General features: G+C 60.5%; 21 protein-coding genes. 9 read left to right on the top strand and 12 right to left on the bottom strand.

From position 1 onward, the window contains the following. The first annotated feature begins 2 nt into the window (after positions 1-2). The gene (locus tag AC1DD7_RS00695; RefSeq protein ID WP_477513362.1) at positions 3-2,303 is read left to right on the top strand and encodes a beta-L-arabinofuranosidase domain-containing protein; all 2,301 of its coding nucleotides are present in this window, start codon (positions 3-5) and stop codon (positions 2,301-2,303) included. A 426-nt stretch (positions 2,304-2,729) separates the two neighbouring features. Here the strand turns inward: AC1DD7_RS00695 and AC1DD7_RS00690 are convergent, their stop codons facing one another. Both AC1DD7_RS00690 and AC1DD7_RS00685 read right to left on the bottom strand, forming a co-directional pair. Then, positions 2,730-4,097, bottom strand: coding sequence for an MFS transporter (locus AC1DD7_RS00690; protein ID WP_477513361.1), 1,368 nt, complete (start codon positions 4,095-4,097; stop codon positions 2,730-2,732). Positions 4,098-4,215: 118 nt separating this feature from the next. After that, on the bottom strand, positions 4,216-5,781 hold the full coding sequence (locus tag AC1DD7_RS00685) for a helix-turn-helix domain-containing protein (protein WP_477513360.1): 1,566 nt from the start codon (positions 5,779-5,781) through the stop codon (positions 4,216-4,218). Between the two features lie 168 nt (positions 5,782-5,949). Here AC1DD7_RS00685 and ppnP point away from each other — a divergent pair, with 168 nt between their 5' ends. From ppnP to AC1DD7_RS00665, 4 genes are all read left to right on the top strand, one after another. Then, positions 5,950-6,261 carry a pyrimidine/purine nucleoside phosphorylase gene (gene ppnP / locus AC1DD7_RS00680; RefSeq protein ID WP_477513359.1) on the top strand — a complete coding sequence of 104 codons (312 nt, stop codon included), beginning with the start codon at positions 5,950-5,952 and terminating at the stop codon, positions 6,259-6,261. Positions 6,262-6,281: 20 nt separating this feature from the next. Further along, complete coding sequence (locus tag AC1DD7_RS00675; RefSeq protein ID WP_477513358.1) at positions 6,282-6,776, top strand: MarR family winged helix-turn-helix transcriptional regulator; 495 nt, start codon at positions 6,282-6,284, stop codon at positions 6,774-6,776. A 119-nt stretch (positions 6,777-6,895) separates the two neighbouring features. After that, positions 6,896-7,702 carry an MBL fold metallo-hydrolase gene (locus AC1DD7_RS00670; RefSeq protein ID WP_477513357.1) on the top strand — a complete coding sequence of 269 codons (807 nt, stop codon included), beginning with the start codon at positions 6,896-6,898 and terminating at the stop codon, positions 7,700-7,702. Then, entirely contained in the window at positions 7,693-8,130 is a 438-nt protein-coding gene (locus tag AC1DD7_RS00665) for a nuclear transport factor 2 family protein (protein WP_477513356.1), read from the top strand. Before AC1DD7_RS00670 ends, AC1DD7_RS00665 begins: the two co-directional genes overlap by 10 nt. Positions 8,131-8,264: 134 nt before the next feature. Here the strand turns inward: AC1DD7_RS00665 and AC1DD7_RS00660 are convergent, their stop codons facing one another. The 9 genes from AC1DD7_RS00660 to AC1DD7_RS00620 form a co-directional block, all read right to left on the bottom strand. Then, positions 8,265-9,587 (bottom strand): NtaA/DmoA family FMN-dependent monooxygenase, encoded by a 1,323-nt coding sequence (locus AC1DD7_RS00660; protein ID WP_477513355.1) that lies wholly within the window; start codon positions 9,585-9,587, stop codon positions 8,265-8,267. Positions 9,588-9,637: 50 nt separating this feature from the next. Continuing rightward, positions 9,638-10,603, bottom strand: a complete 966-nt coding sequence (locus AC1DD7_RS00655) for an alpha/beta hydrolase (RefSeq protein WP_477513354.1) — start codon at positions 10,601-10,603, stop codon at positions 9,638-9,640. Between the two features lie 10 nt (positions 10,604-10,613). Then, positions 10,614-11,375: an SDR family NAD(P)-dependent oxidoreductase gene (locus AC1DD7_RS00650; RefSeq protein WP_477513353.1), complete on the bottom strand. Its 762-nt coding sequence runs from the start codon at positions 11,373-11,375 to the stop codon at positions 10,614-10,616. Between the two features lie 63 nt (positions 11,376-11,438). Then, the gene (locus tag AC1DD7_RS00645; protein WP_477513352.1) at positions 11,439-12,455 is read right to left on the bottom strand and encodes an ABC transporter permease; all 1,017 of its coding nucleotides are present in this window, start codon (positions 12,453-12,455) and stop codon (positions 11,439-11,441) included. Then, positions 12,452-14,020, bottom strand: coding sequence for a sugar ABC transporter ATP-binding protein (locus tag AC1DD7_RS00640; protein WP_477513351.1), 1,569 nt, complete (start codon positions 14,018-14,020; stop codon positions 12,452-12,454). The genes AC1DD7_RS00645 and AC1DD7_RS00640 overlap by 4 nt, the downstream gene beginning before the upstream one ends. Positions 14,021-14,098: 78 nt before the next feature. Next, on the bottom strand, positions 14,099-15,196 hold the full coding sequence (locus AC1DD7_RS00635) for a sugar ABC transporter substrate-binding protein (protein ID WP_477513350.1): 1,098 nt from the start codon (positions 15,194-15,196) through the stop codon (positions 14,099-14,101). 146 nt (positions 15,197-15,342) lie between these two features. After that, positions 15,343-16,419 carry a sugar ABC transporter substrate-binding protein gene (locus tag AC1DD7_RS00630; RefSeq protein WP_477513349.1) on the bottom strand — a complete coding sequence of 359 codons (1,077 nt, stop codon included), beginning with the start codon at positions 16,417-16,419 and terminating at the stop codon, positions 15,343-15,345. A gap of 86 nt (positions 16,420-16,505) precedes the next feature. Continuing rightward, a complete protein-coding gene (locus AC1DD7_RS00625) occupies positions 16,506-17,957 on the bottom strand; it encodes an MFS transporter (RefSeq protein ID WP_477513348.1) in 1,452 nt (483 codons plus the stop codon). A 214-nt stretch (positions 17,958-18,171) separates the two neighbouring features. Continuing rightward, on the bottom strand, positions 18,172-19,137 hold the full coding sequence (locus AC1DD7_RS00620; RefSeq protein ID WP_477513347.1) for an AraC family transcriptional regulator: 966 nt from the start codon (positions 19,135-19,137) through the stop codon (positions 18,172-18,174). A gap of 315 nt (positions 19,138-19,452) precedes the next feature. Here AC1DD7_RS00620 and AC1DD7_RS00615 point away from each other — a divergent pair, with 315 nt between their 5' ends. Both AC1DD7_RS00615 and AC1DD7_RS00610 read left to right on the top strand, forming a co-directional pair. Continuing rightward, complete coding sequence (locus AC1DD7_RS00615) at positions 19,453-19,605, top strand: hypothetical protein (protein ID WP_431115036.1); 153 nt, start codon at positions 19,453-19,455, stop codon at positions 19,603-19,605. Positions 19,606-19,670: 65 nt separating this feature from the next. Next, the gene (locus tag AC1DD7_RS00610) at positions 19,671-21,464 is read left to right on the top strand and encodes a glycoside hydrolase family 15 protein (protein WP_477513346.1); all 1,794 of its coding nucleotides are present in this window, start codon (positions 19,671-19,673) and stop codon (positions 21,462-21,464) included. On the opposite strand, the gene AC1DD7_RS00605 is transcribed toward AC1DD7_RS00610, so the two are convergent. Then, positions 21,461-22,507 (bottom strand): AraC family transcriptional regulator, encoded by a 1,047-nt coding sequence (locus AC1DD7_RS00605; RefSeq protein WP_477513345.1) that lies wholly within the window; start codon positions 22,505-22,507, stop codon positions 21,461-21,463. The two genes, AC1DD7_RS00610 and AC1DD7_RS00605, sit on opposite strands and share 4 nt — an antisense overlap. 253 nt (positions 22,508-22,760) lie before the next feature. Between AC1DD7_RS00605 and AC1DD7_RS00600 the strand changes: the two genes are divergently transcribed. Further along, positions 22,761-23,297, top strand: coding sequence for a flavin reductase family protein (locus AC1DD7_RS00600; RefSeq protein WP_431115039.1), 537 nt, complete (start codon positions 22,761-22,763; stop codon positions 23,295-23,297). Positions 23,298-23,372: 75 nt separating this feature from the next. Then, positions 23,373-24,575: an LLM class flavin-dependent oxidoreductase gene (locus AC1DD7_RS00595; protein WP_431115040.1), complete on the top strand. Its 1,203-nt coding sequence runs from the start codon at positions 23,373-23,375 to the stop codon at positions 24,573-24,575. The last annotated feature ends 20 nt before the right edge of the window (positions 24,576-24,595 follow it).

Here is a 24,595-nt window from a genome sequence, read left to right as displayed (position 1 = left end):
CCATGACTTTTGACTACCGGCCTCTCAGCCAGATTCGGCTCCGCGAGGGCCGCTTCGCTGAAGCCCAGACTGTGAACCGGGAAGCACTGCTGCGTCTGGATCCTGATCGTCTTCTGGCGCCCTTCCGGCAAGAAGCGGGCTTTCCCGCTACGGCTGAGCTCTATGGCGGCTGGGAATCGACGGGACTCAACGGCCACACGGCAGGGCACGTCCTGTCAGCGCTTGCCCACGCTGTAGCCGGGGACGGTGACCCACGCCTGGGGAACATGCTTGAAAGCTTGCTGTCCGGACTCCGGGAAGTGCAGCAGGTCTCCGGGACAGGATACTTGGGCGGCGTACCTCAAGGGCGGCAGCTCTGGGACGAGCTCGTTCGAGGAGACATTAGAGCCTCCCCCTTTGAGCTCAATGGGCGCTGGGTTCCCCTGTATAACCTGCACAAGACGCTGGCGGGCTTGGTGGATGTCGCGTCGCATGTTCCCTCCGCGGAGGCGGACCAGATCCTGGATGACCTGGCGAGTTGGTGGCTGGAGACCACGGACCGACTGGACCAAGGTGCGCTCGAGCTCATAATGCAGACCGAGTTCGGCGGACTTACCGAAGCGTTCGCCCGCCTGGCACTTCTCCGGCAGGATGGGCGCTACCTTCAGCTGTCCATGAGGTTCATTCGGGAAGAGCTGATAACCCGGGTGCTGGCTCTGCCGGGTGAAACAACGCAGGACTCACTTGCGGGTCTTCACGCCAACACCCAGATTCCGGTCGTGGTTGGCTACGCCGCAATTGCCAGGGCTGCCCGCGAACTGGGGTTAAACGATGCAGCGACCGCGCGCATCGGGCAGGCCGCCCGAAACTTTTTCGACGACGTCGTTGGCTGGCGCAGCAGCGCGATCGGGGGCAACAGTGTTCGGGAGCACTTCCACCGTAGGGACGACTTCTCCCCAATGTTCCTCGGCCGGGAGGGCCCCGAGAGCTGCAACAGCTACAACATGGTCAAGCTGGCAGCCGAGCTCTATCTTCTGGATGGGGAGGATCGGTACCTGGACTACATCGAGGTCACGCAATGCAGCCATGTGCTATCCACGCAGCACCCTGGGCACGGTGGCCTGGTCTACTTCACATCCCACCGTCCCGGCCACTACCGGATGTACTCGCCGGAACAGGACGGCTTTTGGTGCTGCATGGGCTCCGGATACGAGGCTCATGCAAAACATGGATCGCATGTGTTCGTCGCCGATGGCGACGAACTCCGTGTTATCTGGCTCTTGGCCACGGAACTCAACTGGACGGAGCAGGGTGTCCAGGTCACCATTGACTCCGCCTTACCCTCAGGGAACACTGCCTCTGTCCGTGTGAGAGTGGAGGAACCGCGGGAATTCACCCTCGCCATCCGCCTACCGCAATGGGCGCGAGGTGCCACGGCCGCACTGGGCGACGGCGGCAGGATCGACCAGGACGCGGGTTGGTGGCGACTGCGCCGCGTGTGGGACGGGACGGAGGAGATCCTGCTGCGTCTGGAGCGTGATCTGCAGGTGGTCCGGGCCGCGGATGATTCCGCATGGGCCTGGATCAGATACGGACCCACGGTCCTTGCCGAAGAGATCCCCGACGATGGACTGCATTACCGGGCAACAGGGGCCAGGGCGGCCCACATCGCTTCAGGGCCGCTCAGGCCGTTGGCGGAGACGCCTGTTCTCCTTGCCAGCGAGCTGCAAACCCATTACGAAGGGGGCGAAGAGCTCTCGGTTCTCGCCTCGGATGGGCAGAGGCTGAGGCTAAAGCCCCTGCACAGGATCCACGATGCCCGGTACAGGCTCTCTTGGCCCATAGCTCAGGACGAAATGCAGGTCAGCGAAGTCCAGGGGAAGTTGGCGGAGCAGGACAGGGCATCGACCGCCCTGGAAGCACGGGTAGTGGACGGCATCACCTTCGGGGAGCAGCAGCCTGAACTCGATCATGAGGTTAACGCCCAGCATGCCGAGCGTGGAATGACACCCGACGGGGCACACTGGCTGCGCCCCAAAGAGCCGCTCACACTCGTGCTGCGCGACTGGACGATGATCGGCACGAGCCTACGCATTGAAGCCGTGCCGGGAGAGGACCGGGAGTCGTTCCTCCTCTCCGGGGCAGACAACGGGACAGCAGTAACAGTCAGGCAAGGGCCGGACGGTGCCAGCGAGATTCAGTTCAACACCAACGGCAGGTCAGAGGCCTGCCTGGTCATTGCTCCTCGGCCGGGCCACACGATGCCAAGGCTAAGGCGCTTACTGCTCTTGACAGATGCCGCGGATTCAATTGCCGCTGAGTGAGGAGCCGTACTGGAAGCCACAAGTACGACTGGTTCAAATCGATGATCGAACAGCGGAGGCAACGGTCTTGGCCCACGGGTCGCCTGCCCCCAATGAGCTCGCCTTTACGCCTGGCTTCGATGGGCTGTGGGTCAGTCAGAACACAGCGAACCGGATCGACTACATCCGGTAAGCGAGAACGGGCGTGAGGTGAAGACTGCACACCCCGCAATTCACGTCATCGCTGGCGCCGGCCAAATCTACTCCTTGGCAGTAGATGCGGCTGGTAATCTATACGTCGGCTTTCGCAACCGGGCAGCAATCTTCGTCTATGACACCACTGGCGAACACATCTCGAAATCGTTGCACGCGGGCGGACAGCATTACCCAAAATGCTGTCCGACCCCGTGCTTGATGCTAAACGGCCCGGTCCTGCGGTGTCCGGCGCTATATCGAGGGCACCGATTGCTTCCGCACTTCGACTTGCTCATCGGGGAGGGGGCTGTGTGCGGTCTCGGCACTCATCAGGAGGCCGACGAGGGAGAGCACGCCTATCCCCATCAGGAAGAATGCTGGTGAGCTGGGGTTGCCGGTCATGGCGATCAGCCAGGTGCCGATGAGTGGCGCGACGCCTCCGAAGAGCATGGCGCCGACATTGAAGGGCAGTGCGAATCCGAGGTAACGCGAGCGGGTGCCGAAGAGTTCGGTGAAGAACGAGGGGAAGACCGCATCGTTCATGGCGAAGAACATCAGCGACACGATGAGGACAACGCAAGCGAGGACCACGCCGCCGAAGGAGAGCAGTGTCATGATCGGGTAGCTCAAGACGATGAAGGCGATGCTCGAGATCATCAACGTCCGTTTGCGTCCGATGCGGTCGGACAGTCTGGCGGCAAGTGGGATGAAGATGATGTGCGCGATGAGGCCGATTGTGACGACCAGCGTGGCCGTTGACTCACTCATCCCCGCTTCCTCGATGAGGAACGACGGCGTGTAGCTGAGCAGGAGGTAGTAGGCGCCGGCATTGAGTGACATGACGAGCAGGGCCTTGAACATCGACGGGAGGCTCTTGCGTGTCTCGGACCAACGTTTTGAGCCAGGTTGCTGATCAGCCACTGTCTGGCGCTGCTTCTTTTCGAGTTCCAGCACCCGTCGGAACTGTGGGGTGTCTTCCAAGCGCAACCGGAGCCAGAGTCCAACGATGCCCAGTGGGCCTGCGATGAGGAACGGAATCCTCCACCCCCACTGCTGCATGAAGTCCGGAGAGGCGCCTGCGTAGAGGACGGTTGCCATGATTGAGGCTGCCAGGAACCCGGCGGCCGCCGCGATGGGCACGACACTGGTGAGTAGGCCGCGCTTGGCTGCGGGGGCGTACTCGGCCACGAAGGTGCCCGCGCCGGCGTACTCGCCGGAGGCGGAGAAGCTCTGCGTCATGCGCAGCAGGAGGAGCAGTATGGGTGCGGCGACTCCGATGGTGGCGTAATTAGGAATGAATCCGATGAGGAAGGTCGCGCCGGACATGAGGATGATGGTGGTGGCGAGGATGCTCTTACGGCCGATTTTGTCGCCCAGGCTGCCCCAGACGAAGGCGCCGAGTGGGCGTACGAGGAAGGAGAGCGCGAACACCGCGAAGGTGCTCATCAGGGCAACAGCGCGATCCTCCGGAGGAAAGAAGACCATGGCAATTGTGGTTGCAAGGTAGCTGTAGCTGGCGTAGTCGAAGTACTCCAGCAAGGTGCCGAGCCCGCTGGCAATGACAACTCGGCGGAGTACGGACCGTGGGACGGAATCGGTGGTTGCAACGGTTGTGGGCATGATGGCGTTCCTCGTTTGAGTACCGGATCTTTGCGGTGGGGTCCGCAGGATGTGACGACCATCATGGCAGCTAACCCCGGACCGGAATATGGCCGGGGCGGCGAACCCAAGCTGTTTGTTATGGACCTGGGGGTGAATTATCTGAGCTATCACGGAACCCGCGTGCCTTGAAGGCAAGCCAGAGCTCGGTCTGTGCATCGACGCCGTCCAAATCGTGCCCGGTGATCTGTACGATCCGCTGCATCCGGTTCCGCACTGTATGCCGGTGGACTCCCATGCGTTCGGCCGTGGCCTCGATGGATCGTCGTTCGAGGAGCCAGGTGTGCAGGGTGCGCAGGAGGGCTTCTCCTCCCCGCGAGTTCTCGATGGGGGCAAGGACAGCGGCGGAGAATGATTCCAGGTAGTCGGACGGGGCGGCGTTGATGAGGAATTCGTGCGAGGCACCGTCGACGTACTCGATGGGTGTGCCGGCGCGACGGCTCGTCTCCAGGGCAAGGGTTGCCTGCCTGATGGTTCGAGCGGAGTGCTCCGGAGCGCCACGTGTGCCGATTCCTGTTGGGACGTCGAGCCCGTAGTCCGCCAGAGCTTGGCGTGGTTCCACCGTTGCCAGACAGTCGACAATGCGGTGGCGGTGCCGGATGAAGGGGGTGGCGAGGACCACGGCGAGGTCGTCGATGAGCACTTCGGCGTGCGTCTCGTTTCGCGCTTCGATGCTCACCCCACGCAGTGGGCCTGACTCGATACCGATGCTTCGGAGGAAAGTCCGCGCGCCTCCAGGCTCCGTGAGCGTCAGAAGGCGGGTAAAACGCTCGGCGCGTTTCCGACGTGCTGTCTCGTCGAGGAACCAAAGTCGCTCAAATTCGAGGGCCAGGAGCGAACGCAACGCCGGTGCGGCGAGTTCGGCCGTCTCCTGGCCGGTGGGGATACGGACGCAGTACCCGCGGACGGTGTCGTTGCCGGCGAACGGGGAGATCTCCACCGTTTGCTCGGCGCCCGCGGTATTTCCCTCGGGATCGCCCTTCAACTCGGTCTCGGCTAGGTGGAGTTGCTCTCCGAGGCGGGGCGCTTTGTGGCCAGCCAGGCGTTCGCCCAGCGGTCCGAGAAGGCTGGAGGGGAAGGCGGAGCTTCGGGCCATGGCCCGCCCGAGTCGGTCGAATACAGCTACCGGCTCCTCGGTTCGTTGCTGCCACCCGGATAGCAGGTCACCGAAGGAGCCGCCGCGTGTCACGATCGCGGTGATCTCCATCTGCAGATCAAGTGGCCGCCTGAACGCTTCCCGTTGGGCCTCCGAGTGCGTGACTGTGATGGAGTGTGCGATGCGTCCTAAGTCGGCAGAATCTGCAGTCAGCAGCGGCAGGTCATGTTCGATCGCCAGACGAAGCACCTGTGGCGGGAGCGTCGCGAATGCTGCTCCATTGCCGAGGCCGATGACGAGCCCCGAGGCGCCGGCGTACCTGGCTTCCGAAATGAGGGCTTTCCAAGCGATCCAATCCTCCCCGGCGAGCAGTCCGGTGGTGAGCACCAGCTCCCCATCGTGCAGCGCCGGAATCGGGCCCTTCCGCTCGACCGTCAGGGGGAAACCGGCTGCTCTTTCAGCTCCGCTGCCTCCATGCACCATGGTCAGCCCGAGCCCTTTGGTCGTTGACAGCTTTGCGACTGTTAACGCCTCTCCATGTACCGCCATGGCCTCATATTAACAAGGATCGGGCCGACATTCTGTACGCCGTGGACATTATTTACCCAGCGATAGGTACTTCCCGGCGATGGTCCGGCCATAGAAGGTTCATTAGTGTGATTCCCAGCAGGCCGCAAACCAGCGAGCCGAAGATCGCAACTACCAATGGAGTATCCAATGATTGGCCAGAATGAGTATTTTGAAGGACAAGTGCGCAGCCTTGAGTTCAAGAATGAGCAGGGCAACTTCACCGTTGGCGTGATGGAACCTGGTGAGTGGAAGTTCGAAGCCCCCGTCAAGGAATGGATGCACCTCGTCCGCGGAACGTGGGACGTGCAGCAACCCGCAGGCCAAGGGGAGTGGACGACCTACGGCGAAGGAGAACGGTTCGAGGTCCCGGGCGGTACCGACTTCACGGTGCGCGTGAAAGACACCGTCGCCTACCTATGCCCTTACACCGGGGAGTTTCTAGGCCACTTGGACATGTAACCCAGGTTTAGGGTTGGAGGGTGGAAGTACAGAGAGAACCTACTACTGCCCAAGAGGCGGCCAATGATCCTCGTATCCTGGTTTTCGGGCGTTTGCTTGGTGCTGCGTACCGGCTGGAGTATTTGCTTGGCCGCTCTTTGGAGCAGGAGGCGGGGCTCAGTCACTCACTTTTCGAGCTCCTTCTCTTAGTGGGCCGTGCTGGTGACGCCGGAATGCCTGTGCGTGACATTGCCCAGGCCAGGGTGCTGACCTCCGGTGGTGCTACCCGGTTGGTTCAGCGGGCATCGGCGCAGGGTTTGATCGAGCGCAGAGGTTCCACGGATGATCGTCGCGTCCAGCTGATCCACCTCACGCCGCATGGAGAGCAAGTCGTCCTTGGGGCCGCTGCCATGCATGCCCGAAACGTGGAACGATATGTCATCGATCCGCTGCCTGTTGATCAAGCAGAGGTCTTTGCGACAGCTATCCGGACATTGAGCAAGAACGCCGCGAAAGAACTGCCAACCATGCCGTGATCACCGGGTCCGCGCACGGGACGGGAATAGCTGACTAGTCAGCTTTGTTGATGGTTGCAGGCGATGAAGAAACCGCCTGTTCGGACGTTCCGTGCTGTACACGAGAAGGAGCACCACCCATGTCGCTTAGCTTCGAAGTCTTCGATCTGGACTTTCCCGCCGGTTCACCCAATAAGTCAGCCACGCTGGTGACGGGTCCTACAGGAGCGCTGCTTGTTGATGCCGGTTTCACCCGGGCAGACGGGCATCGGTTGGTGGCCGCCATCCTCGACTCCGGGAAGGATCTGGCCACGGTCTTCGTAAGCCACGCCGACCCGGATTTCTATTTCGGCCTGGAAGCTATCGCTGAGGCGTTTCCCGCTGCGGCTATCGTGGCCACTCCGATCGTGATCGAGCACATCCGCGACTCCTTCGAGGGGAAGCTCAAGGCGTGGGCCACGCTGGGAGCGAATCTGCCAACGCGGCTGGTCCCGATCACCGCGCTCGAAGGTGATTTCCTTGAGCTGGATGGTTACAGATTCGACGTCAAGGGAGGTTCGGCACTGCTGCCGGACCGGCATTATCTGTGGAACGCCGATTATCAGGCCGTCGTTGGTGGGGTTCTGGTGTTCCAGCAAGAACATGTCTGGACCGCCGATACCGCGACTCCGGAACAGCGGGCTGCCTGGATCGACATGCTCGATGAGATGCAATCGCAAGAGCCTCAGTTGGTCGTCGCCGGACACCGGCTCCCCGGGACCGCAAACGATGCGAGCGGCATTGATTACACCCGCAAGTATCTGCAGGACTTCGAGCGCATTCTCGACCGTTCCCCCGATGCTGCTGCGGCAACAGCGGCGCTCGTTGAAAGCTATCCGGAATCGGGAATGCTGATCGCGGCACAAATTGGACCCAAGGTGGCCAAAGGTGAGATGACATGGGTCTGAACGAGACGGTGGACCCTGGGACGTCCGCAGCCTCGCGTGATGTTGTCCGCCGGCAGTACATTGCCTCAGCTGCCGGTGACCTCGAGGCGCTTCGTGCCACGATGGCGCCCGACGTCGAATGGACTGAAATGGCGGGGTTTCCCCTTGCGGGAACCTATCGCACACCGGAGGGCGTCACCTCCAACGTCATGGAAGTACTCGGGCGCGACTGGGACGGTTGGACCGCTCACGATGACAGCTACGTCGTCGATGGTGAGAATGTCGTCGTCCTCGCACGATACACAGCAACGCACCGTAAAACTGGGCGGAAGCTCGATGTCCGGGTAGCCCATCACTTCATTGTCCGCGGGGGTCTCATCGTCCGCTTCGAGCAGTTCGTCGATACCGCGAAAGTCGCCGAAGCCGCCAGCGACGAGGGGGACAATTGACGAATGCGACCGGCAACCGACTAGTCCAGCGGGTCGCCGTCTTCCTTCTACCAGAACAGGCCGTATTGGTCGATGGCGTTGCCGTATTAGCCGATGTCGCCCGCTATCCCGAGCCAGGTCACGTTTGATTCACGTCAGTTCGTGACGCGCGGATCGACTCCATATTGGGCCGGAACGCCAAGATGTTCGCGCAGGGTTGTGCCGTCATATTCCCGGTGGAATAGCCCGCGATCCTGGAGGATTGGCACGACGCCATCGACGAAGGCGTCAATCCCGTCCTCGTATATGTCCGGCGACACCCAGAAGCCGTCCACAGCTTCTGCTTCGAACCATTTCTGCATGTGGCCAGCGGCTTCGGCGGCCGGTCCGACGACGACGGGGTGGTAGTCGATCACACCGTGCGCGAGCACATCGCGGACCGTCCAGCCTTCACTCGCGATGCTAAGTGCATGAGCCGAGCGAGGGTCGCCCGCTGATGGCCGCGCCTTGGACAGTTGCTCCTGCGATAGTGGCTCGTCGAGCTGTGCCGGATCGAGGCCCAGGCCGAGCATCTGTCCAAGATAGGACGCGCGCTGAGGAAAGATTCGCCCGCTCAGCGTAATTCGGCGATCAAGACCTTCGCGCTTGTCCTTGGCGATCGTCGTCATCAGGCCGGCAAAGAACTTGAGCTCGTCCGGATCCCGCCCGGCGCGTTCGGCCGCTTCACGAAACGCGGCGCGCTGCGCACGCGCATCGTTGATGGTGAAAGCTGCGCCGATAACGCCGTTGGCGTAACGGCCGGCGAGTTCGAGGGCGTTCGGACTGCCTCCGGCGTGGAAGATAACGGGCTGCCCTTGCTCGGATGGAGGGATGTACAGCGGACCACGCGAGGCGACGAAATTGCCACCCATATTGATGGGTGCGATCTGGTCGGCGTCCGCGAAGCGGCCCGTTGCCTTATCGTGCATCCACGCTGTCTTTCCCCAACTGCCCCAAAGAGACTGTACTAACTGGATCGTCTCATGCGCCCTCCCGTAGCGTTCCGGGCTTGATAGCACTCTTTGGCCATAATTTGCCGCGACATCTTGTCCGCTCGAGGTGACGGCATTCCAACCCGTCCGCCCATGGCTCATGACATCCAGCGCCTTGAACTGTCGGGCGAGGTTGAACGGCTCGTTGAACGTCGTCGAGCCGGTGGCGACGAGGCCAATCCGGCTCGTTTCGCGCGCGACAGCTGCCAACGTCACCATGACGTCGAGATTGAAGTGGGGCGGCTCGTTCTCGATATCGCCGACGTGAGTGGGGCCATCCGGTAGGAACAGGAACTGGAGCTTCCCGCGCTCGGCCGCCTGTGCATGGCGAACCTTCGCGTCAAAACTCGTATAGCTCCTCGGGTCTACTGCCGGGGCGCGCCAAGCCCCAGGCAGGTTGCCGTATCCGTTGCCCAGATGCATGCCGACAATCATTTGTCTGGTCATGATCTCTTCTTTCCGTGCGCAGATTGGGGTTGCCGACAGTCCTGTTCCGGCTATTGCGCGCCCGCGGTGTCGGGATGATCGCGAAAAATCCACCTCAGCGTCTCCGGGAGGACTGCGCCACCGTGCAGGAGCGAGTGTCCGCCCTCGCCATACACGAATTTGGCATCGTAGCGTCGATACTCAAGGGCTGCGAACATGTCGTGGTTGGCGATCGGAATACTGCCGAAAATGACGTCAAGATCCCGGGCTCCAGTTTGTAGCCAGACCCGGATTGGTTTTCGTGGGTTCTGCCGGATTGCCGAGGGGTGATTGTGGCCGCCCCGGATATTGATGAAGCTGCCGCAATGGGAGATGACGTTGCCGAAGACGTCAGGACGTGCCCATGCTGCGGTGAACGCGCAGTTGCCGCCCGAGCTGATGCCTACAAGCACTCGATCCCGGGGAACTGTGGAGACATTGAGATGCCCTATGGCATCCGGAAGGAATTCGTCCGTGAGGAATCTGGCATAGTCGCCGTTGACGGAGTCGTACTCGATGCTGCGGTTGTCCGTTCCACCAAAGTGGGGATATCCCGGGCCTTGCTCGCCTGCTTCAATGAATATGGCCACCGTAACCGGGATCTCGCCCTTGTTGATGAGGTTGTCCAGGACGATATCCGCGCTGGCCTTCGGTGCCAGATACAGATTGGCATCCTGAAAAATGGCAAGGGCGGCGGGCTTGTCTGGCGTGTATTGAGCAGGGACGTAGAGGTAGTAGCTCCGTTCCACGCCAGGGTAAACGCTTCGCCCTGTGTGACGTCCCTTTGTCAGCGTGCCTTGAGGGGTGCCTGGCTGTCGCTCGGAATCTGGACCCAGCGAATAGATCGGCTTGGTGTCATCGGCGAGGACATAGGCAGAAGCATCCTTGCCGGAGATTGTGAGGTCATCCTGGTAGTCGTTTTCTTGCCGGTAATCAGCATCCGGGGTCTGGCCATTGTCATCAGTCACGCGTGGCTCGGTGTCCGGGGAGTGCGTCATTGTGATCCTTTCAGTGAGAGGTGAACCCGCCGTCGATGACGAGTTCCGTTCCAGTGATGAACTTGGCCTCATCCGATGCGAGGTAGACCATGCCATACGCGATGTCGGATGCTTCCCCCGCGTGGGGCGGCAAAGGAACGGTTTCAGGGTTGGCCAGCGATTCCCTTGTGAGCCCATAGCCACGGGTCAGGCCGGTGTCGACCGGACCGGGATGCACTGAATTCACCCGGATGTTGTCCTTTGCAAACCACTGGGCAGTGTGTTTTGTCAGGGAACGGACTGCCCCCTTCGAAGCGGAGTAGGCTGCACTGCCGCCATCCGAGGCGCCGCCGACAATGCCGGCGATCGATGACACGTTTACGATGGAACCGGCGCCCGCGGCCTGCATGGCGGGGATGACGCTCTTCATTCCGAGCCAAGGTCCGGTGACATTGATGGCCATCACCTTATTCCAGTCGTCAAGCTCGGCTTCGAGAACACCCTTCGCCATGGCAATTCCGGCGTTGTTGATCAGGATGTCGATGGTGCCCCACTCGGCGAGTACGTCCTCGACTACACGCTTCCAGTCCTCAGCGGAGGAAACATCGTGCGTGCGTGCAATGGCCTCGCCTCCGTTTTCGGTGACTTCCCCGACGGCCTGTCGCAGTGCCTCTGCGGAGATGTCGGTGGCCGCTACCCGCGCCCCCTCGGCTACGAAGAGCTTGAGGGCGGAGAGGCCCATTCCGCTGGCCGCGCCCGTGATGACGGCGACCTTGCCGGCCAATCGTGACATGTCATCTTCCTTCCCTGATGGTTGATCTGTGAGCAGATATTGCGGACGCGGATATGAGACAGCTCAGGCTTCTCCTGACCGCTTCCGAGACCGTGTGTAGGCGTCCAACGAGACGGCGGCGAGCACGATCACACCAAGGGCCACCTCTTGTGTTGCCTGCGGAAATGCCAGGATGTCAAAGACGTTGTTGATCGTCCCAAAGATCAGGATGCCGACGAGTGTTCGCCACATGGCGCCTTCTCCGCCGAGCAATGAAGTTCCGCCGATGATGACGATCGCGATCGAGTTAAGCGTGACTCCAACGGCCACGCCTGGCTGTCCGACGCCGATGACCGACCCCAGGACGATTCCCGCGAGGGTTGCCAGCATCGCTGTCAGCACGTAGGTACTTGCCCGGAGGGACACCACGGGCAGTCCGGCCAACCGTGCGGCTTCGTTGTTGCCGCCGATCGCGTAGATGCCCCGGCCGTACACGGTTCTGGAAAGTGCGAACCATCCTGCCGCTACGAGGACAGCAAGCAGCCAGACGGAGAGCGGCGCCCCCAGGAAGTCCTTGTCCGAGAGGAAGTCGTAGCCGCCTGCTGCCATGGGAACCGGTTTGGAGTTCGTGAACAGCAAGGTCAGCCCGCTGAACAATGAGGCTGTAGCGAGAGTAGCGATGAACGCGTTCACCTTCGCTTTTGTGATGAGGAGGGCATTGATCAGGCCCAGAAGGAATCCGATCACCAGCGTGATGAGTATCGCCGGACCCGCAGGCATCATGTAGGACAGCGTTGCGTATGACACTCCGCCGATGGCCAGCACAGCGGCCACCGAAAGGTCGAAACCTCCGGCGATAATAATGAACGTCATCCCTACGGCGATAATGCCGACAGGTGCATTTTGGGTGAGGATGTTGACGAGGTTTCCTGGGTTGAGGAAGCGAGGATTGAGGCTGATCGCCGTCATCACGAGGATGATGAGCACCCAGACCATCCCGAGGCTCGCTGCTCTCTCCCGTAGATTGACTCTTCTCTTTCTCGTGACGGGGGGAGCAACGGTGTTATCCGGGCTGGTGCCCCTGTCGATGGTGGCGCTCATGCGTTCTCCTTCAATCCGAATGCAGCTTTCAGTACGTCTTCCATGGCGATCTCTTGATCGCCGTTTCGCTCCAGCAAGCCCATGCTTTGGCCTTTGGCGACGACGAGTACACGGTCCGAAACGGCCAGCACTTCCTCGAGTTCGGATGAGACCACGATGACGCCGACGCCGTCGTCCGCCATTTTGCGCAGGCTCTCAAGCAACTCGCCCTTGGCGCCGATGTCTATACCGCGTGTGGGCTCGTCAGCGAGGAGCACTTTCGGGCGGTCGTACAACCACCGTGCCATCAAGAGCTTCTGTTGGTTGCCGCCGGAAAACCGGTCGCTCCGTTCACCCAGCCGGGCTATCGGGAAGTTCAGCTTCGAGGCAGCCTCGGCAACCATGGCACGCAGTTTCCTTCGCCCAATTACGCCGCCTGATGAGGCTGCGCCAAGATTGGACAGGGCAATGTTGTCCGCGGCATTTCGGGGCATAACCAGGCCCTGGCCCTTACGGTCTTCCGGGATCAGACCGATTCCCAGCTTGCGGGCCGCGCGAACTGTTCGCGGCCAGGGGGACTGGGCCCCCGACAAGCGGATGCTTCCCCGGGCAGTCGATTCCGCGCCGGCAATCGCCCTCAGCAACGTCGAGCGGCCCGAACCTACCAGACCGGCAATGCCGAGTATTTCGCCTGGCTTCACTTCCAGGTCGATGTTCTCGATGACCCCCGGCACAGTAAGGCCGACCACTTCAAGGACCGGCGCTAGAGCCGGGTCAATCGATTTCTGGTGGATACCGGCTGGCTTGTCCATCAGCACCCGGCCAAGGGTTTGGTCACCTCGCTGCTCGCCAAGCATCGCGCGCACGAGTTCGGCGCGCGAACTCTCTCCCCGCCCGCTCGTGACGATGGCCCGGCCATTCCGGAATACCGTGACTCTGTCGGCCAGTCGTTCGATTTCATCGAAGTTGTGACTGACAATCACGATGGTGACGCCGCGCTTACGCAATCCTTCGATCGCTCTATACAGGGCTTCCCGCTCCTCCACGGCCAGGGATGCGCTCGGCTCATCGAAGAGGATGACGCGAGGATCCACCACCAGCGACCGCATGATCTCAAGCAATTGCTGCTCAGCCACTGACAGGGTGCCGACGGGCACGCCAGCCGGAACGACCTGGACCTCCAGCTGGGCACACAGCTGGACGTATTTGCGTCGCATCTCAGCGGCGGAGAGAACTCCGAACCGGGACAGGACGGACCCGAGAAAAACGTTCGCTGCTGCATCCAGATGCGGGATGATCGTCAGTTCCTGATAGATGGCCGAGACACCGCTCCGGCGTGCAGCGCGAAGGTTTCCCGGTTCAACTTGTTCACCGAAGACTTCGACGACACCCCCGTCATAGTCGACGCGACCGGCGATAGCGCCCAACGCCGTGGACTTGCCCGCTCCGTTCTCGCCGATCAGTGCATGTACCGTTCCTTCATGGATCTCAACGTCCACATCGATTAATGCGCGTGTGGCACCGTAGGTCTTCGACACCGCTTTAAGTGCGACGGCGATAACCGGGTCCGATTTCGAAGGCTCCATTGCCAGTTCTACTTTCTATGTTGGGCTGGGCAGCGTTCGAGCGAACGACGCCCAGCCCCAGGCTGGTGAGCTGCCGCGCTAGCGTAGCTCGGCGGGCAGTTGTGAAATCGTTTCCTTTGTGACTACGAAGGGATTCTTTGCAGTGCCAATGACCGAGTCATCCACAAAGCGTGTGCCGGCGTCCCCGCGTTGCGCAGCGGCAATGGAGTTGAGGTTTGCCTTCATTTGGTTGAAAGGGAACAGCATTGTGGAGAGCTGTACCGTACCGGCCTCCAATTGTTGGATCTGGAACTTGCCGAAGCCGATGTCCACGACGTGCACCTTCTCCGACAGGCCCGCGTCTTTTTCGGCCTGGATGACGCCCTGTGTGAGGTCAGGCGAGGACGCGGACATGATGAGGGTGGTGTCAGGATGGCCCTGCAGGTAGGTCTGGATCTTGTTGTAGGCGTCGGTCGTCGTCCAGTCCGTGTAAATCGTCTCAACGGAATAGTCGGGGTTGTCGGCCGTGAGCTTTGCCAGTGCTGCTTCTGTGACGCGTGTCTGGGTGTTGACCGCGGGGCCAAGAACAGCAACGATCTTCTGCTTGCCGGGGTTTGCCTTTGCTGCTGCCGCCAACCAGCCGTCGACATAGTCGCGGGTGGTGTTGCTGCCCACGAAGTTCAACGTCCCCGGCGCCCAGACGTCGTCAACGGACTTGCCGGCCTGGTTTTTGCCGTCGTCGCACAGGGGTGAGCCCGAAATGGACGTAAGGATATTGGCCTTTGCGAAGTCATGGGTGAGGAGCTTGCAGGACATCACGCCGTCGAGGGCCATTACCACTGCTGCATCGAAGTTGCCGGAAGTCATCGCAGTCTGCATTTGGTTGAGCTGCTTGTTCGGGTCATAGCCTGCGTCGAACAAGGTCATGTCCATGCCAAGTTCCTTGGCAGTCACGTTCGCTGCCCGCTCCTGCTCCAGCCCGAACTCATTGGCAACACCCGGGATAAAAACGGCGACCTTAAGGCCCTTGCCGGTCTTCAAGTTGACTGTCATGTCATTGCCGACATCGATTGCGACCGTGCCGGCCGGGCCCTGACTGCCCGGTTTACCGGCGTCGTTCCCGGCACAACCGGCCAAAGCCAGCAGCACTGCCGTAGATCCAGCAGCCAACATGACCAGCGACTTCGTTGTACGCATAATTCTCCTGATTACCTGGTGCCCGCGCCTTAGGCGGCCGGGGTGAATGTGATGTGTCACGGAGCTTCATTGCTTCGCGATCTTGATTGGGGCGGCTGGCGTTACGGTGTAAGCCGCCGCAGCGGTCCTCCAGGCGATCTGCGCGGCTAGCGTAGTTCGGCGGGAAGCTGGGAGATCGTGCCATTCGTGACAGTGAAAGGACTCTTCGCCGTGCCGATGACCGAGTCATCCACAAAACGAGGTCCGGCATCTCCGTGTTGAGCCGCAGCGATGGCCTCCAGGGATACCTTTATCCCGTTGTAGGGGAAGAACAGCGTTGAGAACTGGATATTTCCTGCTTCAATCTGTTTGATTGAAAATTCGCCGAATCCCTGGTCAACAATGTGGACCTTTCCAAGAAGGCCTGCGTCCTCCACGGCCTTGACGATGCCCTGTGAGATGTCTGGCGTGTACATGGAGAGGATGAGGCTGGTGTCCGCGTGGCCTTGCAGGTAGGTTTGGGTCTCATTGAACGTGCCGGTAGTCGTGTAATCGGTGTAGATCTTATCCACCGTGTACTCGGGGTTGTCCTGCGCGAACTTCGCCAAGGCAACCTCAATCACCCGTGTTTGGGCGGCGACAGCAGGACCAAGTACAGCAACAACGTTCTGCTTTCCGGGGTTTGCTTTTGCTGCCGCGGAGAACCAGCCGTCGATGTAAGCGCGGGTGTTGTTGCTGCCTACAAAGTTCATCGTGCCCGGCGCCCAGACCTCCTCAACTGACTTGCCGGTCTGATTTGTGCCGTAGTCGCACAATGGGGTGACGTTGTTCACCACAAGAATGTTGGCCTTGGGGTAATCCTCGGTGAGGGTTTTGCAGACTACTGTGCCGTCGAGGGCCTGCACGACTGCAGCGTCATAGCCCCCGGATACGAGCGCGGTCTGCATTTGATTGAGTTGTTGGCTCGGGTTATAGCCCCCGTCGAACAATGTCATGTCCATGCCGAGCTGCTTGGCCGTCTCCTTTGCGGCAAGCTCCTGCGCCTGGCCGTAGGCATTGGCGACGCCCGGGATAAAAACGGCGACCTTGAGGTTGGGGCTTGTCTTCAGGTTGACCTTCATATTGTTGCCGACATCGATTGCGACAGTGTCAGCGGGGCCTTGACTGCTCGGGCCTTGAGCGCAGCCAGCCAGGGCCAGCAGCACCGCCGTCGAGCCTGCAGTCAACATGATTCGCGACTTCATTGTTCGCATTTTTCTCCTCGCGTTTCGCGGTTTCCCACTTGTAGGTCATCCAGACCTCATATCCGTCGGCTTTGCTGATCAGGCTCTTAGTGGCTAACAGCATGGACCTTCGTGGGATCGGTCTCTGTGTCGACTGCATGCAGATCGGTGATGCGCTTAGGTGCCAGCACCGCCCAGATGAGTACGAAAGCAGCAATAATCACGGCCGATGCGATGTAGATGCCAGCAAACGTTGCCTGCGGAATGAATCCGTCGGGGCCGGGAACCAGCACGTTCAAGATAACTGCGACTGCAATCATCGCTCCAACGAACTGGATGATGTTTTGCATGCCTACGGTCGTTGCCATGTTGTCCTGGCGGCCGGCGGCTGCGACGAGGGTGTATCCAGTGGTCAGGCAGCTGAGGATCGTGAGTGCGTAGAGGAAGACCCACAACCACGACAACCAGACTTGGCCTTGGGCCAGGGCGAGCCCGAGGAAGACAAGGACCGCAGCCGATCCGGAAATGACCAGAACCGTCTTCGGTCCCAGGCGCCGCAGACCCCACCGCGTCCAGAGGTATCCCAGCGCAGCTCCGGGAATCATGGCCAACAATACGTACGAGGAATCCAGTGCAGAGAGGCCATGGCCGTACCCGGAGGATGCCGGCGTCTGCAGCCATGCCGGCAGCACGATAAATATGCCCTGTCCTACCAAGCTGATCAAGAGGATTCCGGAGTAACCGATGAGGGTCTGGCGGATATCCATGTTGCGGAATGACACCAGGGGCTCCTGGGTGCGTCGCTGCTGAATGATCCAAGCAGCCAATGTCACTGCACTAAGCATGAATGAACCGAGCACCAGCGGTGATGTCCAGCCTTGGCCGGGCCCTTCAGCAATTCCGATCAGGAGTGCCGTGACCCAAACGCCCAGCCCCAGCGCGCCGAACCAGTCCAACTGGACAACAGCGCGAGCAGCCACGGGTGTTTCAGGTGACATCAGGGCAAGAACCAGCATCACTGCGTACAAAGCGAAAGTCACCCAAAAGACGGTCTCCCAGGGCAAACCCAAGCCAACGATCAGGCCGCCGGCAATCAGTGCGAGCGGTACGAGGACTGCCATTACCGTCGAAAGCACCAGAGAGACCAGACGGATTTGCCGGGCGGTAGCCCGTGGACGCAGCAGACCCCAGCTGAGCGGAATCGTGACGGCGAGGCCCATCAGGAACCGGCCGGCGACCAGAGGCAAGAAGCCATGGGCGGTGGCACCCAGAGCGCATCCGAAGAGTGCCAGGACGATAAGCGCGATGAGAACCTTGCGATGCCCGAAAATGTCACCCATTCGGGCGGTCAGACTGACGGAGATCACGCTGCCCATCATCAACGCGTTAAGGACCCAGCCGATTTCCGAACCCGTTAGGCCTGACTCGGTCGCAATCACGCCAATGAGCGGGGCGAGGATTCCGTATTGGATGTCAAGTGTTATGCCGCTCAACAGGAGCAGGGCAATTATTGCTGTGCTTTGGCCAGTGCGGGACTCGACCAATGTTGTTTGTGTCATCTTTGATCACCTTGTATGTAACCAGCAGTCGCTGGAGTCGTTCCTGACCGCAGAGAACCCTGCTTCTTTGCCGGGCCTGCGTAGGCTTCAACGGTAAGGTGGTCCTGCCCCTGTCCGGCACGGCAATCAACGCCGTCCACATGGGAATGTACGCCAAGGTGTGTCGCGGGTCACGAGAGGATCAGGAGCGTTCAAGAGAGCGGTGGGAGCAGGCCTAGGCCCCGGAGCTGACCTTGCTCTTGTACTGGGAAGCTTCCCGGTAGGCCGTCGGTGGCATCCCCTTCCACCGCTTAAAGGCGATGGTGAAGCTGGCAGGCTCTGTATAGCCAAGCCTGCGCGATATCCTCGCTACCGAAAGATCCGTATTCGAGAGTAAATCGGCGGCGAGATCACTCAAGGTCTTGTCCCGGAGTTGGGCGAAGTCATCCCCAGTAAGTTCGAGCTTGCGTTGCAGCGTGCGGGGGGAAACCCGAAGTGTTGCGGCCACATTTGCCAGTTTGCGGTTGAGCTCGGGCGCAGTCCGTATGGTCTTGGCGACAGTGTCGGCCCAGTCTCCGGTCGCCCTTAGAGTATCGACAATCTGGGTATCCGCCTTGATCCATGCCGCGTGCTGAAAGGCGTTACCAAAGGGAAGTTCCTGTGCAGACGTTGCGGGGTCCCACCATAGCCGCAGTGTTTCGGCGCCGCATTCAATGCCGCAGGGGACGTTGCTCGAGAGCTCGGAGGAGGCTTCCGGGAGAGGGAATTCAATCCGGGTGAAGGGGAAGGGGCTGCCATAGAGCCATGTGAAGTTTCGGGCAATGAAACAGAGGTCGCGGTAAACGCTGAAGGGGATCAGCTCTTCCGGGGCATCGGGGTAGGTGAACTCCATCCCCGTTACCGCGCCATCCGCTGTCCTCAGAGACGTTAACTCGAACAGGGCAGGGCCATAGTCAGTGGTACTTGCAACATCAACCCACGCCTCGATGGTCGGTGCAGTAGCGAGGGCCAATCCTCTAACTCCGAAGGAGCCAAGTGAGTAGGCACGTGCGGCCCGCACCCAGAGATCCGCACGATCTCCTGTGAGACCAACGAACTGAAGCTGGAAGGCCAGCTCCTTCCTGGCAGGAATAGTACCTCCCGGGCGGTTCACCGCGTCGGGGTCTATTTCCGCATTCGCCAGGGCAGTTTGCCAATCCAAATCCGCATCCTCAAGCAGCCCCCGCAGTATGTGCACGCTGAAGTTTGGCACGCGCAGGTTCTGATATGTTCCGCCTTTCACCGTCGCCACCCTCTGCCGCAGTCATAATCCGAGTACCAGAAGCCTCGTGAAGTCATGTCAGTAGCTTTGCACCTCCGGCGGGGCTGAAACGCACACGAGGTGACGTTTGGCGCGGTTTCCCATCTACTTGGCGTCGCCTGTCATGCCGGCCAACGCTGAAGGCTCCTAACGTTGAAGCTAACCAAGGCTCCGCAGTGGAGCCGAACAAACAACCCAACAAAGAGAGGGAACGAGATGACACGCGAAGAAGCCTTTACACTCTGCCCTTCCGACTCCTACGTGGAGCTCTACGGCAACCAGTGGCTCATCGTTCCGTTTGCACCGGTCGCCCAGCCTCAGTTCTTTATCTGCACACCAGGCCAGCGAACTCCCAAGCACGGTAATTGATCCTGCCTTCGAAGCCACAGCCGCAAAAGCCTATGGGGATCATTCATCTTGTGATTGAGTGAAGCATGGCTGCCCCGATTGAGGATTATGCGCTGCTTTCGGATCTCCACACTGGACCCCTTGTTTCCCGCCAGGGCAGTGTTGACTGGCTCTGCCTCCCGCGTTTCGACTCGCCGTCGCTCTTTGCCTCCCTGCTCGGGCATGAAGACCATGGCCGGTGGCTGCTGGCCCCGAGTCCGCCGGAGGCAGTTGTGGTGGACCGTCACTATATGGAGTCGACGTTCGTACTCCAGACAACGTGGCAGACGAATTCCGGAAAGGTCCTGGTGACGGACTTTATGCCGGTTGGTGCCGCCCATCCATCACTCGTCCGGCGGGTCACTGGACTCAGCGGGACAGTTCCCATGCACCAAGAGATAAGAATTCGGCCCCAGTATGCCACCGTCTTGCCTTGGGTAAGCAGGATCCGCGACAGCGCCGACCCCGGCGCCGAAATACTTCTCGCCATGTCCGGCCCGGATGCTCTGTCTTTGCGGGGCGACTTTCTTCCACAGGCCGAAGACCACCGGCATGCGGGGGAGTTCACGGTTGAGCAGGGACGGAATGTGGACTTTCACCTGACATGGTTCCCCTCCTACCAGGACGTGCCTCCTTCCATCAACATTGATGCAGCCCTGGACGACGCCATCCACTACTGGACGACGTGGGCGGCCAATTGCCGCTACGACGGGCCGCATCAGGATGCAGTCAAGCGATCACTTCTGGTCTTACGTGCTTTGACCCACTATGAGACGGGCGGCATTGTGGCCGCTCCCACCACTTCCCTGCCGGAAGAGTTTGGCGGACCACGCAACTGGGACTACCGCTACTGTTGGCTTCGCGATGCATCGTTGACACTTGAAGCCATGCTGACGCACGGCTACGAATCCGAAGCCCTGAAGTGGCGCAACTGGCTTCTGCGTGCGCTGGCCGGCGATCCGGAAGATCTGCAAATAATGTATGGCGTAGGGGGCGAACGGGACCTGACAGAAAAGGAACTCCCGCACCTGCCGGGCTACCAGGACGCCAGACCCGTTCGAATCGGCAATGCAGCCGTCTCCCAGCATCAGGCCGACGTCGTGGGGGAAGTGATGGTGGTACTGGAGAGGCTTCGCTTGGCCGGTGGCAAGGAAGATCATTTCTCCTGGGCCTTGCAGCGCGCCCTTCTTGGTTCCGTGGACAAACACTTCGACGACAAAGACCTGGGATTGTGGGAAATGCGCGGGGCACCGCAGTATTTCACGCACTCGCGGGTCATGATGTGGGCAGCCTATGACAGCGGGGTACGGGCTGTCCGGGACCACGGATTGCCTGGGCCGCTGGAGGATTGGGAGCGGCATCGGGATCGGCTCGCCGTAGAAATAACGGATCTCGGATTCAACCGTGAACTTAATTCCTTCACTCAGACTTACGGTGGTGAGGCGACGGACGCGGCCCTGCTGGTTTTGCCGCAGGTAGGCTTTCTCGCCTACGACGACGAGCGGATGTTGGGAACCGTCGCCCAGCTGGAGAAGGAGCTACTCACCACTGATGGATTTCTGATGCGCTACCGCACCGAGACGGGCGTCGACGGGTTGGCGCCCGGAGAACATCCATTCCTTGCCTGTTCCTTCTGGTTGGTGGAACAGTACGCACGCTCAGGCCGACGGGCAGACGCCAAGAACCTGATGGGCGCCCTGGTGGGACTTTGCAATGACCTCGGTCTGCTGAGCGAAGAATATTCAATGAATGAAAAACGCATGGCGGGAAACTTTCCACAAGCCTTTTCCCACCTGGCCCTGATACGCGCCGCAGACGCCATGCACAGCGAAAGCGTCTAAGCCGTGGAACCCGCGTTGTTCCTGTATCGGGATGCTTCCCTGTAGGCCGTCGGTGGCATCCCATTCCATCGTTTGAAGGCGATGGTGAAGCTCGTTGGGTCTGTATAGCCCAGAGTGCGGGATATCCGTGCCACAGAGTGGTCCGTTTTCGAGAGCAGATCGGCGGCAAGGTCACGCAGGGCTTTGTCCCGCAGTTGGGCAAAGTCGTCACCGGTTAGTTCAAGCTTGCGTTGCAACGTGCGGGGGGAGACCCGAAGTGTTGCTGCCACATTTGCCAGTTTGCGATTGAGCTCGGGCGCGGCCCTAATAATCTTCATGACGGTGTCAGGCCAATCGCCGGTCGCCCTGAGGTCGTCAAGAATCTGGTGATCCGCCTTGAGCCATGCTTCGTGCTGGAAGGCGTTACCGAAAGGGAGCTCGTGGACCGATGTTGCCGGATCCCACCAGAGCCGCAGTGCGTCGGATCCGCAGTCGATGGCGCAGGGGACGTAGTTCGAAATCTCGGGGGAGGCGTCTGCGAAGGGGAATTCGACCTGAGTGAAGGGGAAAGGGCTGCCGTACATCCATGTGAAAGTTCGGGCAACGACGCAGAAATCGCGGTAGACGCTGAACGGGATGAGCTCTTCCGGAGTATCGGGGTAGGTGTACTCCATACCAATCACCGTGCCACCCGGTGCCCTGAGAGGCGTAATTTCCATCAGGCCCGGGGCATAGTCTGTTGAGCTGCCAGCTTCTACCCAGGCCTCAATGGTGGGCGCTGTAGCGAGGGCCAATCCGCGAATTCCGAAGGATCCCAGCGTGTAGGCCTGTGCGGCCTTAACCCAAAGGTCGACGCGATCCTTGGTGAGCGCCACGAATTGCAGTTGGAAGGCCAACTCCTTCTTGGCGGGAATAGTGCCTCCCGGGCGGTCTATGGCATCTGGGTCGATCTCTGCGTTTCTGAGCGCAGTTTGCCAATCAAGATCCGCATCCTTCAACACTGCGCAGAGTCCGTGAACGCTGAAGTTCGGTAGCCGCAGATTCTGGTAGGAGCTTAGTTTCACTGCCGCCCCCTTTCACCGTTGACGAAGAGGCGCTCCAGAGCCCCAGGGCGAGGAGTCGCACAGGCCCAGCATGTGAAGCACGTCACCAGCTTTGCATCCCATGCCATGTATTCACAAGAGGCCCCAGCCTGACGCAGTTTCCCATCTGTTTGGCATGTCTTGCCATGCCGCCTACCTCACCTACGCACCTAACGTTGAAGCCCTAAGCAAGGGCCGGCAGTGAAGCCGGCGAACTGATATCAAAGGAGATCCGGTGAGCTTATCCATCACCCAAAGCCTTGAACCTGCAGTCACTGCCGACGAATTCAAGGCGGCGTTTCGCAACCATCCCGGTGGTGTTGCTGTCATCACCGCTGATGCGGGCAACGGGCCTGTCGGCCTGACGGCAACGTCTGTCATTTCCGCCAGTGCCGAACCCCCCATTCTGGCCTTCTCAGTATCGGAATTTTCCTCCAGTACCCCGACCATTCTGGCTGCAGACACCGTCGTCGTGCATCTACTGGGCGCTGATCAGGTGGACATTGCCAAACTCTGCGCCACCAGCGGGATCGATCGCTTTGCTGACACCTCTCTCTGGTCCCGTCTCGAGTCGGGGGAGCCCTACTTTGTGCAGGCCCAGACTTGGATCCGGGGAAGGATCATCAACTCGATGGCCGCCGGAGGGTCCACCATCGTGGCGGTCGAGGCGCTTCAGGCCTCTCCGGCGCTCTCAAGTGAGGCAGCGCCCGCGGACCCGCTGGTCTATCACAACCGGACCTGGCACGTCCTTGGGGATGCATCCCAAATCTGAACCGTGACCCTGCCGGTCATAGCAATTCCAACCCCTTCTGCACCCAATTTCAATCTTCCCGAAAGGACGGCGATTATGAGCATCGCATCCAACGAAACTTCCACCGACCAAGCCGTTGATCGCGACTTTGTCGCGGATTACACAGTCGAGCGTGACAAGGGCCCGATGGTCGGAAGCGACAACGCTTTCAAGGTCGCGATCTTCGGGGCGAACGTGTCCACGGGCCAAGGCGGCCTGAACTTCGCCGAGAACTCCATCAAGCTTGGCAACTGGGGCGAAGTGCAGCATCTCGCCCAGAAGGCCGACCGGTACGGCTTGGACGGATTCATCCCCATCGCTCGCTGGCAGGGGCTCGCTGGTCCCGACCGGCCCTGGGGTCGTCAGTTCGAGACGTTCACTTGGGCGGCAGGTATCGCCGCGGTGACGCAGAACATTCAGATCATCGCCACCTGCAACGTGCAGTTCATCAACCCCGTGATGGGCGCGAAAATGGTGACAACCATTGACCACATCAGTGGTGGTCGCATGGGGCTGAACGTGACAGCGGGCTACTTCAAGCCCGAGTACGACATCTTCGGCGTCGAACTCCCAGAGCACGATGTACGATACGAGCTCGCCGACGAGTGGATTGAGATCGCCGAGCGGCTGTGGGCGAACGAGGAGCAGGAGTTCGACTTCGACGGCAAGTTCTTCAATCTGAAGGGCGCGCAGGCGCACCCGAAGCCCGTGCAGTCCCCGCGCCCGATGGTGATGAGCGCCGGTTCGAGCCCAGCAGGGCAGGAGTTCGCCTTCAAGCACGCAAACGTCCTGTTCGCGTCGGTTGCCAGCGTCGAACACAGTGGCGAGCTGACACCGAAACTGCGGCAGAAAGCCGACGCCGCTGGACGCGAGGATCTCGGACTGTGGGCTGGCGCGCACATCATCGTCAAAGACACCGAGAAGGAAGCACGCGCCTACGCGGACTACGTCACGGAAAACACTGACTGGGAGAGCGCGCTTCGCTATCGCGAGATCATTCGCAGCGGCACGCAGAGCTTCAACTGGGATGAGTACAAGCAGTCCGAGGACTACAAGCGTGACGAATCCGTGAGGGCCTTTGGCCGCGCGGCGCTTATGCCCATCACTGGTACTCCCGAGATGGTCGTCGAGGAGCTGCAGAAGTTGCAGGCCTCGGGCATCACGGGCATCTGCACCGGCCTCGTCGACTATGACGAGGGCCTGGACCGGCTGAACGAGCAAGTCTTCCCGCTGATGCGCGAGGCGGGCCTGCGCGCCTGACCACTAAGCGCCCAACCGCG

The sequence above is a fragment of the Paenarthrobacter sp. 10L412 genome (assembly GCF_056395565.1).
This window is presented reverse-complemented; position numbering and strand designations above follow the sequence as displayed.

Excerpts from the sequence above, each read along its gene's own strand:
- AC1DD7_RS00635 (WP_477513350.1), bottom strand. The coding sequence starts at position 15,196 with ATGCGTACAACGAAGTCGCTGGTCATGTTGGCTGCTGGATCTACGGCA.
- AC1DD7_RS00615 (WP_431115036.1), top strand. The coding sequence starts at position 19,453 with ATGACACGCGAAGAAGCCTTTACACTCTGCCCTTCCGACTCCTACGTG.
- AC1DD7_RS00595 (WP_431115040.1), top strand. The coding sequence starts at position 23,373 with ATGAGCATCGCATCCAACGAAACTTCCACCGACCAAGCCGTTGATCGC.
- AC1DD7_RS00695 (WP_477513362.1), top strand. The coding sequence starts at position 3 with ATGACTTTTGACTACCGGCCTCTCAGCCAGATTCGGCTCCGCGAGGGC.
- AC1DD7_RS00645 (WP_477513352.1), bottom strand. The coding sequence starts at position 12,455 with ATGAGCGCCACCATCGACAGGGGCACCAGCCCGGATAACACCGTTGCT.
- AC1DD7_RS00685 (WP_477513360.1), bottom strand. The coding sequence starts at position 5,781 with ATGGCGGTACATGGAGAGGCGTTAACAGTCGCAAAGCTGTCAACGACC.
- AC1DD7_RS00665 (WP_477513356.1), top strand. The coding sequence starts at position 7,693 with ATGGGTCTGAACGAGACGGTGGACCCTGGGACGTCCGCAGCCTCGCGT.
- AC1DD7_RS00630 (WP_477513349.1), bottom strand. The coding sequence starts at position 16,419 with ATGAAGTCGCGAATCATGTTGACTGCAGGCTCGACGGCGGTGCTGCTG.
- AC1DD7_RS00670 (WP_477513357.1), top strand. The coding sequence starts at position 6,896 with ATGTCGCTTAGCTTCGAAGTCTTCGATCTGGACTTTCCCGCCGGTTCA.
- AC1DD7_RS00610 (WP_477513346.1), top strand. The coding sequence starts at position 19,671 with ATGGCTGCCCCGATTGAGGATTATGCGCTGCTTTCGGATCTCCACACT.
- AC1DD7_RS00650 (WP_477513353.1), bottom strand. The coding sequence starts at position 11,375 with ATGTCACGATTGGCCGGCAAGGTCGCCGTCATCACGGGCGCGGCCAGC.
- ppnP (WP_477513359.1), top strand. The coding sequence starts at position 5,950 with ATGATTGGCCAGAATGAGTATTTTGAAGGACAAGTGCGCAGCCTTGAG.
- AC1DD7_RS00625 (WP_477513348.1), bottom strand. The coding sequence starts at position 17,957 with ATGACACAAACAACATTGGTCGAGTCCCGCACTGGCCAAAGCACAGCA.
- AC1DD7_RS00640 (WP_477513351.1), bottom strand. The coding sequence starts at position 14,020 with ATGGAGCCTTCGAAATCGGACCCGGTTATCGCCGTCGCACTTAAAGCG.
- AC1DD7_RS00690 (WP_477513361.1), bottom strand. The coding sequence starts at position 4,097 with ATGCCCACAACCGTTGCAACCACCGATTCCGTCCCACGGTCCGTACTC.
- AC1DD7_RS00655 (WP_477513354.1), bottom strand. The coding sequence starts at position 10,603 with ATGACGCACTCCCCGGACACCGAGCCACGCGTGACTGATGACAATGGC.
- AC1DD7_RS00660 (WP_477513355.1), bottom strand. The coding sequence starts at position 9,587 with ATGACCAGACAAATGATTGTCGGCATGCATCTGGGCAACGGATACGGC.